The 16,802-nt window shown below is 71.4% G+C and carries 12 protein-coding genes; 6 read left to right on the top strand and 6 right to left on the bottom strand.

The features are described 5' to 3' along the window. Window positions 1-132 precede the first annotated feature (132 nt). The 3 genes from ABZU72_RS01915 (at window position 133) to ABZU72_RS01905 (ending at window position 4,410) form a co-directional block, all read left to right on the top strand. On the top strand, window positions 133-1,110 hold the full coding sequence (locus ABZU72_RS01915) for a GntR family transcriptional regulator (protein ID WP_355017219.1): 978 nt from the start codon (window positions 133-135) through the stop codon (window positions 1,108-1,110). Continuing rightward, complete coding sequence (locus tag ABZU72_RS01910) at window positions 1,107-2,138, top strand: beta-eliminating lyase-related protein (protein WP_355017218.1); 1,032 nt, start codon at window positions 1,107-1,109, stop codon at window positions 2,136-2,138. Before ABZU72_RS01915 ends, ABZU72_RS01910 begins: the two co-directional genes overlap by 4 nt. 61 nt (window positions 2,139-2,199) lie before the next feature. Then, the gene (locus tag ABZU72_RS01905) at window positions 2,200-4,410 is read left to right on the top strand and encodes an acyltransferase family protein (RefSeq protein ID WP_355017217.1); all 2,211 of its coding nucleotides are present in this window, start codon (window positions 2,200-2,202) and stop codon (window positions 4,408-4,410) included. Window positions 4,411-4,496: 86 nt separating this feature from the next. Here the strand turns inward: ABZU72_RS01905 and pheT are convergent, their stop codons facing one another. Together pheT and pheS are read right to left on the bottom strand one after the other, a co-directional pair. Continuing rightward, window positions 4,497-6,986, bottom strand: a complete 2,490-nt coding sequence (pheT, locus tag ABZU72_RS01900) for a phenylalanine--tRNA ligase subunit beta (protein ID WP_355017216.1) — start codon at window positions 6,984-6,986, stop codon at window positions 4,497-4,499. Next, window positions 6,983-8,104, bottom strand: coding sequence for a phenylalanine--tRNA ligase subunit alpha (pheS, locus tag ABZU72_RS01895; RefSeq protein ID WP_355017215.1), 1,122 nt, complete (start codon window positions 8,102-8,104; stop codon window positions 6,983-6,985). Before pheS ends, pheT begins: the two co-directional genes overlap by 4 nt. A gap of 119 nt (window positions 8,105-8,223) precedes the next feature. Between pheS and ABZU72_RS01890 the strand changes: the two genes are divergently transcribed. From ABZU72_RS01890 to ABZU72_RS01880, 3 genes are read left to right on the top strand one after another with little or no spacing between them, the layout of a single operon-like run. Further along, window positions 8,224-9,021 carry an ABC transporter ATP-binding protein gene (locus ABZU72_RS01890; RefSeq protein WP_355017214.1) on the top strand — a complete coding sequence of 266 codons (798 nt, stop codon included), beginning with the start codon at window positions 8,224-8,226 and terminating at the stop codon, window positions 9,019-9,021. A gap of 27 nt (window positions 9,022-9,048) precedes the next feature. Then, on the top strand, window positions 9,049-10,062 hold the full coding sequence (locus tag ABZU72_RS01885) for an iron-siderophore ABC transporter substrate-binding protein (RefSeq protein ID WP_355017213.1): 1,014 nt from the start codon (window positions 9,049-9,051) through the stop codon (window positions 10,060-10,062). After that, entirely contained in the window at window positions 10,059-12,158 is a 2,100-nt protein-coding gene (locus ABZU72_RS01880; RefSeq protein ID WP_355017212.1) for an iron ABC transporter permease, read from the top strand. Before ABZU72_RS01885 ends, ABZU72_RS01880 begins: the two co-directional genes overlap by 4 nt. 10 nt (window positions 12,159-12,168) lie before the next feature. Here ABZU72_RS01880 and ABZU72_RS01875 read toward each other — a convergent pair whose 3' ends face one another. The 4 genes from ABZU72_RS01875 to ABZU72_RS01860 all read right to left on the bottom strand — a co-directional run bounded on the left by ABZU72_RS01875 (window position 12,169) and on the right by ABZU72_RS01860 (window position 16,768). Continuing rightward, window positions 12,169-13,212, bottom strand: a complete 1,044-nt coding sequence (locus ABZU72_RS01875) for an ATP-binding protein (protein WP_355017211.1) — start codon at window positions 13,210-13,212, stop codon at window positions 12,169-12,171. 37 nt (window positions 13,213-13,249) lie between these two features. Continuing rightward, window positions 13,250-14,452 carry an oxygenase MpaB family protein gene (locus tag ABZU72_RS01870; protein WP_355017210.1) on the bottom strand — a complete coding sequence of 401 codons (1,203 nt, stop codon included), beginning with the start codon at window positions 14,450-14,452 and terminating at the stop codon, window positions 13,250-13,252. 68 nt (window positions 14,453-14,520) lie between these two features. Further along, window positions 14,521-15,708, bottom strand: coding sequence for an MFS transporter (locus tag ABZU72_RS01865; protein WP_355017209.1), 1,188 nt, complete (start codon window positions 15,706-15,708; stop codon window positions 14,521-14,523). A gap of 4 nt (window positions 15,709-15,712) precedes the next feature. Continuing rightward, complete coding sequence (locus ABZU72_RS01860; protein ID WP_355017208.1) at window positions 15,713-16,768, bottom strand: MerR family transcriptional regulator; 1,056 nt, start codon at window positions 16,766-16,768, stop codon at window positions 15,713-15,715. Between the last annotated feature and the right edge of the window lie 34 nt (window positions 16,769-16,802).

Here is a 16,802-nt window from a genome sequence, read left to right as displayed (position 1 = left end):
ACGGCGTATATCTGGGTCATCTCGGACCGTAGCGAACATGCCTCTGACCTGGCAATATATAACTTCATCTGGACTAGCACAGTGGTTCTCTGACTAGAATCTGTCCTAGCACAGAGAAGAAGGAGGGCCACCGTGGCCGGCTCGACCGAACCGACGTACGTCCGCATCGCCGCCGAACTGACCCGGCGCATCGATGCCACCGAGATCGCCCCCGGCGACAAGGTGCCCTCGACCCGACAGCTCGCCCAGGAGTTCGGCGTCGCGCTCGCGACCGCGACCAAGGCCCTCGACGTCCTCCGCGCCGACGGACTGGTGATCACCCGCCCCCGGTCAGGCACGGTGGTCGCGCCCCGCGACGACGCCTCACGGACCCCCACGGCGAAGGCCCTCACCCGTCAGCACATCCTGGTCGAGGCGGTCGGGATCGCCGATGCCGAGGGACTGGACGCGGTCTCGATGCGCGCGGTCGCCGGCCGCTGCGGCGTCGCCCCGATGTCCCTCTACCGCTTCGTCGAGGGCAAGGACGAGCTGGTCGCGGCGATGGCCGACGCGGTCTACGCCGCCTCGCCGTTCACCCTCGATCCCGACGCCCCCTGGCGCGAGCGCGCCGAGTCGCTCGGCCGCGAGCTGTGGCGGCTCCATCGCAACCACCCGTGGCTGGGCCGCACCCAGCCGCTGACCCGGCCGATGATGCTCCCCAACCTGCTCCGCTTCGGCGACCGGCTGCTCGGCGCGCTCGAGGGTCTCGGGCTGCCACCGAAGACGCAGTTCGACATGCACGTGCTGCTCTACAACCACGTCGCCGCGCTGGCCGCGAACATCGAGCGCGAGGACGAGGCGATGTCCCAGACCGGGGTCTCGGCCGACGAGTGGACCGACCGCCAGTACGTCCCCCACTTCAGCGACGACGCCTTCCGGACCCGCTTCCCCCACGTCGCCCGCCTCTTCGGCCCGGCCGCCCTGCTCACCGACGGCTACGACATGGACCTCGACGAGCTCTTCGAGCTCGGCTACGGCCTTCTCCTCGACGGCATCGAGGCGTACGCACGACGGCATCGCGAGCCACCCGCCGACCGAGACGACCAGGCGATCGCCAGAATGGGTCCGTGACCGTCGAACTGCGCTCTGACAATGCCGCCTCCGTCTCCCCCGCGATCCTGGAGGCGATGGCCGCCGTCAACTCCGGCTCCGCGCTCGCCTATGGAGGTGACGAGGTCACCGCCGCGCTCGAGGCCCGGGTGCGCGAGGTCTTCGAGCACCCGACGGCGCGCGTGTTCCCGGTACTGAGCGGCACCGCCGCCAACGCGCTCTCCCTCTCCGCGCTGACCCCGCCCTGGGGCTCGGTGCTGTGCCACGAGACCGCGCACATCCTGAGCAGCGAGGGCGGCGCCACCTCCTACCTGAGCGGCGGCGCGGTGATGACGGGCCTCGCCGGCGAGGGCTACAAGATGGCGCCGGAGGCGCTGCAGGCCCACCTGGACGGCGTACGTTGGGGCGACCCGCACCACTCCCAGCCGACCGTCCTCTCGCTGACCTCGCCGTCCGACTACGGCACGGTCTACTCCGTCGCCGAGATCTCCGAGCTCACCGGGATCGCCAAGACCCGCGACCTGCGGGTGCACCTGGACGGCGCCCGGTTCGCGAATGCCGTCGTGGCCACCGGCGCCGCGCCGGCCGACCTCACCTGGCGGGCCGGCGTCGACGTACTCTCCCTCGGCGCGACCAAGAACGGCGCCCTCTCGGCCGAGGCGATCGTCTGCTTCAGCGACGCTCCCGCCGACGAGCTCGTCTACCGCACCAAGCGCAGCGGCCACGTCACCTCGAAGATGCGCTACCAGTCGGCCCAGCTGCTGGCCTACCTCACCGACGACCTCTGGCTCCGCAACGCCCGCAACGCCAACGAGCGGATGGCCGAGCTCGCTGCCGGCCTGGAGAAGGCAGGCGTACGCATCACCAACTCCGTCGACGCCAACCTCGCCTGGGTGGATCTCCCCGAGGAGACGGCCGACCGCCTGGAGGCGGCCGGGGTGCTCTTCTACCGGCTCGGCGGCCAGGTCCGGTTCGTGACGTCGTGGCAGACCACGAGCGAGGACGTCCGCACCGTCCTGAGCCACCTCGAGGTGGGCAGCGCGAGCTGAGACATGGCCGACAGGCCACATCTGGGAATCCAGGGGGTGAACTCGGTAACCTCACCCGCCTATGTCTCACGACCTCCAGGTCCCCCACCTCACCCCCAGCACGACCGTTTCGAACCAGCCTGCCTCCGCGCCGGCGAAACGGCTACGTGGCGACGTCCAGGGGCTACGCGCCGTCGCCATCCTCACTGTCCTAGCCGCCCACGCGGGAGTCTCCTGGTTCGCCGGCGGGTTCGTCGGCGTCGACGTCTTCTTCGTCATCTCGGGCTTCCTGATCACCCAGCAGCTCGTCGGAGAGCTCGGCCGCACCGGCCGGATATCGCTGAGACGCTTCTACGCGCGCCGGGCCCGGCGGATCCTCCCGGCCGCCACCCTCACCCTCGCGGCGACCGTGGTCGCCGCGGTGGTGCTCCTGGGTCCGGCGCAGGTCGCCCCGCTCGCCATCGATGCGGTCTGGGCCTCGGCGTTCGCCGCCAACATCCGGATGGCCATCGCCGGGACGGACTACTTCCAGGCCGAGCTGCCGCCCTCTCCGGTCCAGCACTTCTGGTCGCTGGCGGTCGAGGAGCAGTTCTACCTGGTCTGGCCGCTCGTCGCGCTGATCTGCATCGTCCTGGCGAGCAGGATCGGCGCCTCCCGGGGCGGCGGCGAGCGTGACGTCCAGCAGGGTTCGGCACGGGCTCGTCGGTTCCTCCTCGCCGCGATCGCGCTGATCACCCTCGCCAGCTTCGTCTGGTCGCTCGTGCACACGCCGGGCGAGGCGACCGCGGCCTACTTCTCCTCGCTCACCCGAGCCTGGGAGCTCGGGATCGGCGCGGCGCTGGCGATCCTGGTCACCAGCGGCCGGGTGATGCAGCGGCTCGGGGGCGCGCTCCTGGTCCGGGAGGTCCTGGTCCTGGGCGGGCTGGTCGCGATCGTCTGGGCCTGCCTGGCCTACGACGAGTCCACCCCGTTCCCCGGCTACCACGCCGCGCTCCCGGTGCTCGGCTCCGCGGCGATCATCCTCGCCGGTGCCCTTCCCTCGGGCGAGACGACGATCGGCGCCCGGCTGCTGTCGGTGGCGCCGATGCGGGCGATCGGTGACTGGTCGTTCTCGCTCTACCTATGGCACTGGCCGCTCCTGGTGCTGCCCGAGATCATCCTCCAGCGTGACCTCACCTGGCCCGAGCGCGGTCTGGCCGTAGCGGGCGCGTTCGTGCTGGCGTACGTCTCCTTCCGGCTCGTCGAGGCTCCGTTCCGTGAGGGCGCGCTGTGGCGGCCGACCCGGCGCGCGCTGACCTTCTACCCGGTCAGCATCGCGCTCGTGGCGGCCATCGCTTTCGGCGGCACCGCCTACGCCGACTACGAGGCCACCCGCGGCGACTTCCAGCCGGCGATCACCCTGGCCGACGCACCCGCGGCCGATCCGTCGCTGGACGAGCAGGAGGCACTGGTGCGGGCGTCGGTGCTCGCGGCGCGCAAGGACACGCCGGTCCCGACCGAGCTGCGTCCCGCGCTCACCGAGCTCGACTCCCTCAAGCCGAGCCGGACCAGGTGCGACTACACCGACGACTCCGAGCGCGACCTGTGCGTCGACGGCGACCCCGACGGGGAGAAGACGATGGTGGTCTTCGGGAACTCCCACGCCCTGCACTGGGTCCCGACGCTGAACGACATCGCGAAGAAGCACGGCTTCCGGACCTACTTCCTGGTCAAGAACCGCTGCGTCTCGGCCTCGATCACCACCGACCGCGGCGGCGAGAAGGACCCCTACACCGAGTGCGACGACTTCAACCGCTGGGCTTTCAAGCAGTACCGCCGCCTCGACCCCGACCTGACCGTCGTCTCCACCGCTCCGCCGATCCAGGGGGTCTTCGACGAGGACGGCGACTGGGTCGGCGAGAGCCGCAAGATCGACGAGCTCATGCATCCGGCCTACACCGACTTCCTGCGCCGCGTGGACAAGCACACGAAGCGTACGGTGCTGATCCGCGACATCCAGGGTTTCGACGCCAACGCCGGCACCTGCCTGTCCCGGCCCGGCGCCACCCTGGGTGACTGCCTGATGGGCGCGGTCGAGTCGCGGGAGCGGTCGATCGACGTGCAGGTCCGGGCGGCCGAGGAGGTCGGCGTCGACGTCGCCGACATGAGCTCCTACTTCTGCTGGGACGGGTCCTGCCCCGCCGTCGTCGGTGACACCATCACCCACTACGACGGCACCCACATGTCGCGCCAGTACGCACCCCAGCTCACCGAGCCGCTCGCCCGCGAGCTGGGCATCCGCGGGCGAGGATAACGGCCGTACGCAGCCGGGGAGGGCCGCTCGCATCGCGAGCGACCCTCCCCGTTCTGGTCAGATCCCGGTCAGATCCGGGCAGATCCTCAGCGCTGGACGGCGCCGGTGAGCTCGGCCGCCCTGGCGACCGCCGCGTCGCGTGCGGCCGCGGTCTCCTCGGCCTTCAGCGTGCGGTCGGCAGCACGGAAGCGCAGCGCGAAGGCGAGCGACTTCTTGCCCTCGCCGACCTGGTCGCCCTCGTAGACGTCGAAGAGCCGCACGGTCTCCAGCAGTGGCCCGGCGCCCTCACGCAGCGCCGCCTCGACGGCGGCCACGGTGACGTCGACCGACACGGTGAGCGCGACGTCCTCCTTCGCGATCGGCATGGTCGAGAAGACCGGGCCGGCGGCGGTGGCGGGCACCTTCGAGATCAGGAAGTCGAGGTCGATCTCGACCGCTGCCGAACGGGCAGGCAGCCCGAACGCCTTGCAGACGTTGGGGTGCAGCTCGCCGGCGTGGCCGAACTCGACACCGTCGACGGAGACGACCCCGCAGCGACCCGGGTGCCACGGCGCCCGCGAGGCCGAGGCGACCTCGACCGGGACTCCGAGCTCGGTGCCCAGGCGGCGTACGACGTCGATGGCGTCGGCCCACGATGCCGTCTCGGCGGCGCCCCACCAGCCACCCCGCGTACGCTCCCCGGCGAGCACGACGGCGAGATGCAGCGGCTGGCGCGGGATGGCGGCGAGCAGCTTCTCGAGCTCCTCCTCGGTCGGGCGCCGGTCGACGCCGTAGATCGGCGCGGCCTGGTCCACCGGGAAGGCGACGGTCGCGGTCTCGAAGAGGGAGACCCCGTCCTGACCTCGGGAGACGTTACGGGCAGCGACCTTGAGCAGGCCCGGGAGCAGCGTCGTGGTGTAGCCGGGCTCCTCGCTGCTGAGCGGGTTGGCCAGCTTGACGGTGTGCCGCAGCACGTCGTCGGCAGGCAGCCCGAGGCGATCGAAGTCGGCCTCGCCCACGAACGGGAAGTCGACGACCTCGACCAGCCCGGCGCCGGCCAGGGCACGCCCGATCCGGCGGCGCAGCTGCTGCGCTCGGGTCAGACCACCACCGGTCGCCCGGCGTGGCAGCACCGAGGGGACCTTGTCGTAGCCGACGATGCGGGCGACCTCCTCGACGAGGTCGTAGGGGTCGGTGAGGTCGACGCGGTAGCTCGGGATGGTCGCGCGCAGCGAGTCACCCGACACGGCGACACGGGCGCCGATCAGCTCGAGCGACTTCACCACCGTCGCCTCGTCGATGTCGAGCCCGATGATCCGGGCCGGCAGGTCGACCGGGATCGTGATCGTCCGGAACGGCGCGCGCGTCTCGAGCGAGGCCCCCGGCCCGACCTCGGAGACACCGACGGCCTGGCCGCCACCGTGCTCGACGAGCAGCTCGACGACGCGCTGGGCCGCGGCGGGCGGCAGCAGCGGGTCGACGCCGCGCTCGAAGCGCTTGGACGCCTCCGAGGGGAGCTTGTGGCGCTTCTGGGAGCGGAAGACGGTGGTCGGGTCGAAGTGCGCGGCCTCGACCACGATGTCCGTGGTCGACTCCGAGATCTCCGTGGACGCCCCGCCCATGACACCGGCGATGCCGATCGGGCCGGAGTCGTCGGTGATCAGCAGGTCCTCCTCGGAGAGCACCCGGACCACGTCGTCGAGCGTGGTGATCTTCTCGCCCTCGCTCGCGCGCCGCACCACGATGTCGCCGGACAGCTTGGCCCGGTCGTAGCAGTGCGTCGGCTGGCCGAGCTCCATCATCACGTAGTTGGAGACGTCGACGGCCAGCGAGATCGAGCGTACGCCGGTGGCCTCGAGCCGCTTCTTGATGAACTCGGGCGTCGGCGCGGCCGGGTCGAACCCGGTGATCACCCGGGTGACGAAGAAGTCGCAGCCGTCGTCCTCGAGCCGGACCGGGTAGCCCGACCCGTCGGCGACGGGGTAGTCGACCTGCGCCGGATCGTGGAACGGTACGTCGAAGCCCAGCGCCGCGTCCCGGGCGATGCCACGCATCGACAGGGCGTAGGCACGGTCCGGGTTGATCTCGAACTCGATGATCTCCTCGCCGAGCCCGAGCACCTCGCGGGCGTCGGTCCCGGGCGCGGGAGCGTCGGCCGGCAGCACGATGATGCCGTCGGCCTCCTCCCCCAGTCCGAGCTCGCGCGCGGAACAGATCATTCCGGCCGACATGTGGCCGTAGGTCTTGCGAGCCGAGATCTGGAAGTTGCCCGGCAGCACGCCACCGGGCAGGATCACGACGACCTTGTCGCCCGGCTTGAAGTTGTGCGCGCCGCAGACGATTCCCTGCGGCTCGCCGGTGCCGTTGGCGTCACCGACGTCGACGGTGCACCAGTTGATCGTCTTGCCGTTCTTCTGCGGCTCCTTCTCGGCGGTGAGCACCTGGCCCACCACGAGCGGGCCCTCGATGCCGGCACCGGAGGTCTCGATCGCCTCCAGCTTGAGGCCGAGCGCGGTCAGCCGGTCGGTGATCTCCTCGATGCCGAGATCGGCCGGCAGGTCGACGTACTCCTTGATCCAGGAGAGGGGGGCCTTCACAGTTCACTCCCGAATGCAGTAGTAAGCCGGACGTCACCCTCGAAGAGGGTGCGCAGGTCGGACAGGCCGGTGCGGAACATCAGGGTGCGGTCGATGCCCATGCCGAACGCGAAGCCGCTGTACTTCTCCGGGTCGACACCGCAGGCGACCAGGACGCGCGGGTTCACGATCCCGCAGCCGCCCCACTCGATCCAGCCCTCGCCCTTGCAGGTGCGGCAGGTGACGACCTGACCGTCTCCGGCATCGACGACCTGCGCGCCACGGCAGACGAAGCAGGTCAGGTCGACCTCCGCCGAGGGCTCGGTGAAGGGGAAGTACGACGGTCGGAACCGGGTCACGATGCCCTCGCCGAACATCTGGGTGGCGAAGTGGTCCAGGGTGCCCTTCAGGTTCGCCATCGAGATGCCCTCGTCGATGGCCAGGCCCTCGACCTGGTGGAACATCGGCGAGTGGGTCGCGTCGTACTCGTCGGTGCGGAAGACGCGTCCGGGGCAGACCACGTAGATCGGCGCCTCGCGGGTGAGCATCGTGCGCGCCTGGACCGGACTGGTGTGGGTCCGGAGAACGACGTGGTTCTCGGCGGGCTCGGTCCAGAAGGTGTCCTGCATGGTGCGGGCCGGGTGGTCCGGGCCCAGGTTGAGGGCGTCGAAGTTGAGCCACTCGGCCTCGATGAGCGGGCCCTCGGCGACCTCCCAGCCCATCGCCACGAAGATGTCGGCGATGTACTCGGCGCCGGTGGTGAGCGGGTGCCGCCCACCAGCGGGGAGCCGGTCGGTCGGGAGCGTCACGTCGACGGTCTCCTCGACCAGCATCCGCGCCTCGTGCTCGGCCTCGAGCACCTTCTGCCGCGCCGCAAGCGCCTGGTTGACCGCGCCGCGCGCCTTGCCGACGCGCTGGCCGGCGTCCTTGCGCGCCGCCGGCGGCAGCGCGCCGATCTCACGGTTGGCCAAGGCCAGCGGCGAACGGTCGCCGGCATGGTCGAGCCGTGTCTGCTTGAGCTCCTCGAGACTGGTCGCGGCGTCGATGGCCTTGAGCGCGGCGTCGCGCGCGGCCTCGACCTCCTCAGCCTTCAAGGGGGTGACCTCTACCGGGTCATAGTCGGTGTTGGGACCGGACATCACTGGCTTTCGTCGCATCGAGTGTGTGAGCGACAGTCTAGGAATCTCCCAGCCCCTCGCGCGAACCGGTAACCGGTCCCCCTCTACAACCCGGAGGATAGTTAGGCTAGCCTCACCTCATGCCCCCTGCCCTTTCCGGTCATGACCTCGTGCTCGGCTACGCCCGCGCCACCGTGGTCCATGGCGTCTCGATCGGTCTCGAGTCGGGTCGGGTGACCGCGCTGATCGGGCCGAACGGCTCGGGCAAGTCGACCGTGCTGCGGTCCCTGGCCCGGCTGCACCGGGTGACCTCCGGGTCCGTCCAGCTCGAGGGTGCCGACAGCGCGCCGCTGCACGCCCGCGCGTTCGCACGCAAGGTCACGCTGCTCTCCCAATCCCGCCCGCACCCCTCCGGCCTGACCGTTCGCGACGTCGTCGGATTCGGGCGCCACCCCCACCGCCGTCGGTTCGCCGCCCTGACGGAGGAGGACCTGGAGGGCATCGACCGGGCCATGGAGCTCACCGGGACCGCCACGATGGCGGACCGGGCGGTCGACCAGCTCTCCGGTGGCGAGCTGCAGCGCGTCTGGCTGGCCAGCTGCCTGGCCCAGGACACCGGCGTACTGCTCCTCGACGAGCCCACCAACCATCTCGACCTGCGCTACCAGGTCGAGATCCTTGACTTGGTCCGCGATCTCGCGGACCACCACGGGACGGCCGTCGGCGTCGTCCTGCACGACCTGAACCAGACCGCCGCTGTGGCGGACCAGGTCGTACTGCTGCACCACGGCGATGTGCACGCCGCCGGCGAACCCGCTGACGTGCTCACCGCCGAACACCTCTCCGAGGTGTACGGGCTCCCGATCGAGGTGACCTCCGATCCGGAGTCCGGGCGCGTCCGGGTCGAGCCCCGCGGCAGGCATCACGCCCGGCTCTGACGCCGGCGGACACGAAGAGGAAACACGATGTTTCGACGTACGACCACTGCTGCCCTGACAGCGGCCGGCGCCCTGATGCTGGCCGCCTGCGGACAGACGACGACCGCTGCCGATTCCGGTGAGCCCGAGAAGAAGGCCTCCGCGGGCTGCGAGGGCGTCTCGACCTCCACCGGCCCGGTCAGCCTGACCGACTCCTTCGGCAACAAGGTCGAGCTCGACAAGCCCGCCGAGCGGGTCGCGGTGCTGGAGTGGCAGCAGACCGAGGACCTGCTCAGTCTGTGCGTGGACCCGGTGGCCGTCGCCGACGGCAAGGGCTACCGCACCTGGGACACCGCCGAGGAGCTCGGCGACGGCGCCACCGAGGTCGGCACCCGCGGCGAGCCGAACCTGGAGACCCTCTTCGGCACCAACCCCGACCTGATCGTCGTCGAGGCCTACACCGCCGAGGACGAGATCCTCAAGCAGCTCGCCAAGTACGACGTCCCCGTCCTCGCCACCAAGGGCGCCGACGCCAAGGACCCGGTCGCCAACATGGTGACCACCTTCGAGATGATCGCCGAGGCGACCGGCCGCGAGGAGCAGGCCGAGAAGATCGTCGGCGAGTTCGAGGACAAGCTCGCCGACTCCAAGAAGGCGGTCGCGGAGGCCGACGCCGCAGGCACCGAGTTCGTCTACTTCGACGGCTGGATCGACGGCGCCAACGTGGCGATCCGCCCGTTCGGCCAGGGCTCGCTGATCGGTGAGCTCGGCGAGGAGCTCGGGCTGAAGAACGCCTGGACGGGCGAGGTCGACCCCGCGTACGGCCTCGGGCAGACCGACATCGAGGGCATGACCACCCTCGGCGACGCCACCTTCTTCCACACCGGAACCGTCGACCCCGCCGGCGACATCAACGCCGAGCTGGCCAAGAACGAGGTCTGGAAGTCGATCCCGGCCGTCAGCGAGGGCCGCACCCACGCCTTCCCCGAGGGCATCTGGACCTTCGGTGGGCCCCGATCGGCCGAGCAGGTTCTGGACGCGTACGTCGACCTGCTCAAGTGACCGATGCCCTCAAGGCCCCGCGAGCGGGTGCCGGAGGCGCCTCTGTCGTCCTCCTGTGCCTGCTCGCCGGGCTGCTGCTCACCGCTTGCTGGCATCTCACCCAGGGCACCTCGGGTGTAGGGCCCGCCGACTTCCTCGACGCGCTGCTCGGGCGTGAGCAGTCCCACGGCGCGACCGCGTCGACGATGGAGATCATCACCGGGTCGCGGATCCCCCGGCTCGCGGCGGGCATCGCGGTCGGCTTCGCCCTCGGCGTCGCCGGGGCGCTCCTGCAGTCGCTCGCGCGCAACGCGATGGCTGCCCCCGACACCCTGGCGGTGACCGGCGGCGCCTACTTCGCGGTCACCCTGGTCGCCGCGTTCGGGCTGTCGGTCCCGCTGTGGGCCTCCAGCATCACGGCCTTCCTCGGCGGCCTCGTCGCCGCCGGGATCGTCCTCGCCCTCGCCGGTGGCGCGGGCACCTCGACGACCCGGCTGATCCTGGCCGGCTCGGCGGTGGCGCTCGCGCTCCAGGCCGCTACCTCGACGCTGCTCATCCTGTACTCCGAGGAGACCACGAGCCTGTTCGCCTGGGGCAGCGGATCGCTGAGCCAGCTCGGGCTGCAGGCGTTCTGGCAGGTGGCACCGGTGGTCGTGGTGGCGACCGTCTGCGGCCTGCTGCTCGCCCGCCGGCTCGACCTGCTCTCGGCCGGCGACGACGCCGCCTCGGTCCTCGGCGTACCGGTCCGCTCGACGCGGGCGATCGGGACCGTGCTCGCGGTGCTGCTCACCTCAGCAGCGGTGACCCTGGCGGGGCCGATCGGCTTCGTCGGGCTCTGCGCCCCAGTGCTGGTACGCCTTCTTGGCCGGGTCGTCCCGGCGCTGAACCGGCACGCCGTCCTGATCCCGGCCGCCGGTCTCGTGGGCGCCCTCGTCGTGGTCGTGGCGGACGTCCTCGTCCGGGCGGTGCTCGGTGCGGACGAGGCCATGTCCGTGCCCACCGGAGTGACGACGACGATCGCCGGTGCGGTCGTGATGGTGCTCCTCGCCCGTGGCGGGCGCGACTCCGGGCCCACCCGCCGTCCACCCGGCGCCACCGTCACCATCCGCAGCCGGCTCCGGTTCCTGGTGGTGCTCGTCCTGCTGCTCGCGCTGACCGTCGGGGCCACCGTCGTCGGCCTGCTCGCCGGGCATCAGTGGCTCTACACCGGCGACATCGTCGCCTGGATCCAGGGCGAGGGCATCCCGCTGGTCCAGTTCGCACTCGACGAGCGTGCGCCCCGGGTCGCCGCAGCCGTCCTCGCCGGTGGTGCCCTCGCTCTCGCCGGCACCTTCGTCCAGGCCACCTGCCGCAACCCGCTGGCCGAGCCCGGGATCCTGGGCATCACCGGCGGCGCCGGCGTGGGCGCGGTCATCGTGGTCACCGGCCTCTCCTCGGGCTGGAGCGGCGGCAGCTCGGCCGCGGCCTCGACGACCACCATGCTCATCGCCGCGACCGCCGGAGCGCTGGTCGCCTTCGGCGTCGTCTACGGCCTGGCCTGGCGCCACGGCATCGACACCGACAGGCTGGTGCTCATCGGCATCGGTGTCTGGTACGGGTCGGTCTCGCTCAGCACCTTCCTGCTGGTGCGCTCCAACCCGTGGGACACACCGCGGATCTACACCTGGCTCTCGGGCTCGACCTACGGTCGCAGCTGGGAGCAGGTCGTCCCGGTCGCGGTGGCGTTGGCCGTCGCGATTCCGATCGCCTTCGTGGTACGTCGCGAGCTCGACCTGCTCACGCTGGACGACGACACGCCACGGCTGGTCGGCGTCTCCTCGGAGCGGGTGCGCCTGCTGATCCTGCTGACCGCCGCGGTGCTCACCGCGATGGCGGTCTCCGCCGTCGGTGTCGTCGGCTTCGTCGGCCTGGTCGCGCCGCACATCGCGCGCGCCCTCGTCGGCGGGCGCAGTGCGCGGGTGGTCCCGGTCGCCATCCTGGTCGGGGCGCTGCTCCTCGTGGTCGCCGACGCCATCGGCCGCACCGCGATCAGTCCCGCCCAAATCCCCGCGGGTCTCGTCGTCGCGCTCATCGGCGCGCCGTACTTCATCTTCCTGCTGGCCCGCTCGAGGCCGTGAGGGAGTGACCTCAGGCCGACGGCGGATTCCGGGGCCAGGCGACCTCGATGCGGGCCCCGCCGCCGTCGGCATCGCCGATCGTGACCGAGCCGTGGTGGGCGCGGGTGAGGCCGCCGACTATGTAGAGGCCCAGGCCCGAGCCGCCGCGGGCGCCGTGCTTCCAGAACTTGGTGAACACGCGCTGGCGCAGCTCGGCGGGGATGCCCTCGCCGCGGTCCTCGACGACCAGCAGGACCTGGTCGGGGTCGTCGGGCCGAACGCCCAGGCTCACGGTGACGACACCGTCCCCGTGGCGTACGGCGTTCTCGACGAGGTTGGTGACGACCTGGGTGAACTTGTCCGGGTCGGCGTGGATCTCGAGCTCGTCCTCACCTGCGGAGATGTCGAGCTCGATCGGCCTGGACGTCGCCGAGCGCACCGACTCGACCACCCGGGTGACGAGCACCGTCGCGTCGCTGGCGCGCGGGTAGAGCTGCAGCCGGCCGGTGTCGATCCGGGCGACGTCGAGGAGCTCGGCGATCAGCCTCGAGAGCCGGTCGGAGTCGGAGGCGACGGTCTTGAGCATCAGCTTCTTCTGATCGTCGTTGAGCCGGTCCCAGCGGTTCAGGAGCGCCTGGACGAACCCTTTGACCCCGGTCAGCGGCGAGCGCAGCTCGTGGGCGACGGTGGCGACCAGGTCGGACCGCTCCCGGTCCAGGCGCTTGCGGCCCCGGCCCGAGCGCAGCGAGATCGAGACCTGGTCGACGTCGGCGTCCAGGGACGGTCGCCGGATCGTCGAGACGACCAGCACCTCGGTGCCGTCGGGCAGCAGCCAGGCCTGCTCCGGGGTGCCGGTGACGGTCCGCAGGGTGTCGTAGGGCCGGTTGGCCTCGGTCCAGGTCTGCCCTTCGGTGCTCCTCAGCGCGAGTACGTCACCCAGCGGCTTCCCCAGGCTCGAGACCGGGTCGACGCCGAGCATTCGCCCGGCCAGGGCGGAGACCAGGACGACCGCGCCATCCGCGTCGGCGACGACGACACCGTCGGGCAGGGCATCGGCGAGTTCTCTGGCGTCCACGCCGACACCCTAGACCGAGGAGACCGACGCCGGGCCGCTACTCCGGACGATTGCTCAGCGGCAGCGTGATCGGCGCCGGGTCACCGGGCGAGAAGTAGATCTTGATGAAGGTGTGCACGGCCTCCGGGAGCAGGTTGGAGACGAGCGGGATGTTGGGGACGGTGCTCTGGTAGGACCGGACCAGCAGCGGCACGGCGCTCGCCCAGACCGGAGCGAGCACCGGGTCCTTGTCGAAGGCGATCATGTCGGCGTACGCATCCCCGATCACGTAGCGACCCAGCGACTCCAGCTCGTGGCGCAGCAGCGGGTTGCCCTCGCCGATCACGGCGTCGAGCAGCGCCTGGGCCAGCTCGACGCCCTCCTGGGTGCCACCCGTCGCCGGGCCCATCACCTGGTCGTACTGCGCGTACGCCGCGGCCCAGTCCTTCGGCAGATACTGCTCCTGAACGCCGAGGAGATGGAGGTCGACGTTCCAGGCGTGCAGGAAGGCGTCGGCGAGCTCCTTGCTCGGCGCGATGTCCCACTCGGTGAACTTCTTCATCACCCAGGTGCCGAGGCTGTGGAAGGTGACCAGGATGTCGGCCTGGCTGATCGGGATCTCCTGGCCGGCGCCGACCTTCGCCCAGTGCGGGGACTGCGGCAGCAGGTGGCGTACGGCGGCGTGGACCATCCGGGTCTTGACGGAGTCGACCATCAGCCGGCCGGACGCGGTCCAGCCCTGGGCGTCCATCACGTCGTAGCCGAGCACGGTCGTCTTGGCGATCCGGTCGCGCATGTTCGCGCCACCGTAGGAGTAGTAGACCGACCATGCCTCGCGCTTGATGGCACAGCTGATCAGACCGCTGCCGAGGGTGTAGAGGAGCGCGAGGAAGAAGCCGTACCTCTCCTCGTTGAACGTGCCGGCCAGCTGCAGCTTCCCCTGGTCGGCCCAGGTCGGGAGACTGCGGGCCTCCTCGATGAAGTCGGTCAGGTAGCCCGGCAGCCCGTCGGGCACCGGCTGGTCGTTGGTGGTCCAGCCCTTCAGGATCTCGTTGACCTCGGCGACCTTGTCGGTGCCCTCGCCGTAGAGACGCTCGATGACCGGGTCGGCGCGGACGTCCCAGACGTACTCGGGATCCAAGCCCTCCCCCGTGCCCGCGATCGAGGCGCTCGGCGACCACGTCCACAGCGGGAAGGTCGCGCCCGCGGCCGCCGCCGCGCCGCCCGAGGCCAACAGTCGTCGTCTGCTCACGTTCGTCATGCCGTGCTCCTTCGCATCGCCCTGAGAGAACCCCGCATCCCGAGTGAAACAGATTTACCTTTCGTGTATCAGACCCTCTGGGGTATCGGGCGCGGCAGCCTGGCGACCCGGGCGGCGGCCGGGACCGTGGCCAGGAGCAGTGCGGCGATGACCGCAAGAGCCAGCCGTACGTCGACCCCGGCCGCCACGCCGAGCAGCGGTGTCGCGAGCAGGACCGGGCCTGTCTGGGCCAGCTGGGTCAGGCTCGAGAACCGGGCGAGCATCTCCGGCGGGGTGCGGGCGACATAGGCCGGGAGGAGGTAGCTGGTCAGCATCGTGGTGCCGACGCCGACGAGGCCGACCGCGAGGATCCCCGCCCAGATCTCCGTACGCACCGCCAGCAGGACCACCCCGCCGGCCGCGAGTGCCGGGCCGGCGACCGCGACCGGTGCGCGCGGCGCGCCCCAGCGGGCGACGGCGAGGGTCATCACCAGTCCCCCGGCGACCCACGCCCCGGAGACGAGACCGGTCTCGGCGGCCGTCCAGCCGCGTTCGCGGCCGGCGAGCGGCAGAGCGAGCATGACCAGCGGGAGCACCGTCGCGGCGAGGCCGGTGATGGCGACCAGGACCGGGACTACGCCGGGCGTGCGCACCGCCGTCCTCGCACCGTCGGCCAGGCTGTGCCAGACCGAGCCCTGGGCGGGCTCGGGGGCCGGCTCGTGCGGTGGCCGGACCAGGAGGAGCGCGACGAGCACGATGGCGTACGTGGCCGCGTCCAGGCCGGCGGTCAGCGGCAAGCCGCCGTGGCCGATCAGGAAGCCGCCGGCCGCAGGCCCCGCGGTGCGGGCGATCTGGTGGGCGGAGCCGACCAGCGCCATCCGCCGGTCGAGGTCCTCGGCCCCGAACAGCCGCGGGAAGACTCCTTCAGCGGGTCGCCGGAGGGCCTGGATGGTGCCCGAGAGGGCGCCGACCGCGACCAGCATCCACAGTCCCGCACCATCGATCGCGCCGACCGCGAACGCGGCCATGACCAGCACCATCGCGGCATCGCAGGCGGCCATCGTCCGCCGGATTCCGATCCGGTCTGCCAGCACTCCCCCGGCGAGCACCAGCACGGCCAGCGGGATGCCCTCGATCGTCAGCACCAGGCTGGCCGCGTCGGCACCGAAACCCGCCGCCGCCCAGCCGATCGCGAAGAAGGTCACCGAGTCGCCGAAGACCGATGCGGTCGACGCTGCCAGCCAGGGGCGGAACCCCCGGCCCTGGGCCACTCCCACGGACTCAGCCTTCGGGGTTGTGCCGCACGGGCATGACCAGCGCGGTGAACCCAGGCTGGTAGGGCGAGGTCACCACCACCGGCCGGTCCGGCGCGGTCACCGCCAGCTGGATCTCGTCGCCCAGGCACGCTGCCAGGGCGCGGCCGAACAGGGCCGTGCCCAGTCGGAGCCGGCTCGGAGGGCCGGTCACCACGCCACGTACGTCGCTCTGCTCGGCGGTGTGCGGCGAGCGGAGCCCCGCCTGATCGCCGAGGAAGAGGTCGACCTCGGCGTAGGCGGCCGCATCGAGACCCGCGAGCAGGTCGGACTTGACGAGCACCGCCCAGGTGACGGGCGGCTCCAGACCGGCCAGCACGAGCCGGTGCGCCGGGTAGGTGGTGTCGCGGCCCAGGTCCTGCCCGGCGAGGGTGAGGGTGCCATCGGCGATGCGCAGCTCGGCGGTGGTGATCGCATCCAGCCGGTCGGCCAGCACGGCGGCGTCGGGCAGGGACAGGACCGCCCGGCCACCGTCCCCCTCGGCCGCCGCCGGCAGCTCCCGCACCGCCATCCAGTAGCGGTTGGTCGCCACCACGTCCACGTCCGATCCACCGCTACCGCCCCCGACGTCTATCAGGACAGAAGCGAGCTCGGAGGCCGGATCGGACTCGGCCGCGTGCCGCACCTGCCGGATCGCTGCGGCCAGCACGGGACCGGGCAGCTCGACGAGCGCGGGCCTGGCGGCGGGCCCGGCATCGACGGCGGCCATCACGCCGCGTACGGCCTCCTCGGCCCGCCCCGTCCGCGCCGTCTGCTCCTCCAGGAACCCGATCAACGCTGCCCGCGCCTCTCTAGCCGGCGAGTCGAGCACAACCCGCATCGTCTCGATCGGGACCCCGGCCTCCCGCATGCCCACGATCAGCCGCGCCCGGTCGGCGAGCTCGGGCGTGTAGTAGCGATAGCCCGTCCCGGAGTCGACCTCCGCCGGCACCAGCAGCCCGCACTCGTCGTAATGCCGCAGCGCGCTCGCGGTCAGGCCCACCGCCCGCGCGAAGGCCCCGATCGTCAACAGTGGCTCATCCATGCCGCAACCATCGTCCTTCAGGCCAGATGAAGGT

The organism is Nocardioides sp. NPDC004968, from assembly GCF_040608935.1.
In the GTDB taxonomy this organism is placed as follows: domain Bacteria; phylum Actinomycetota; class Actinomycetes; order Propionibacteriales; family Nocardioidaceae; genus Nocardioides.
This window is presented reverse-complemented; position numbering and strand designations above follow the sequence as displayed.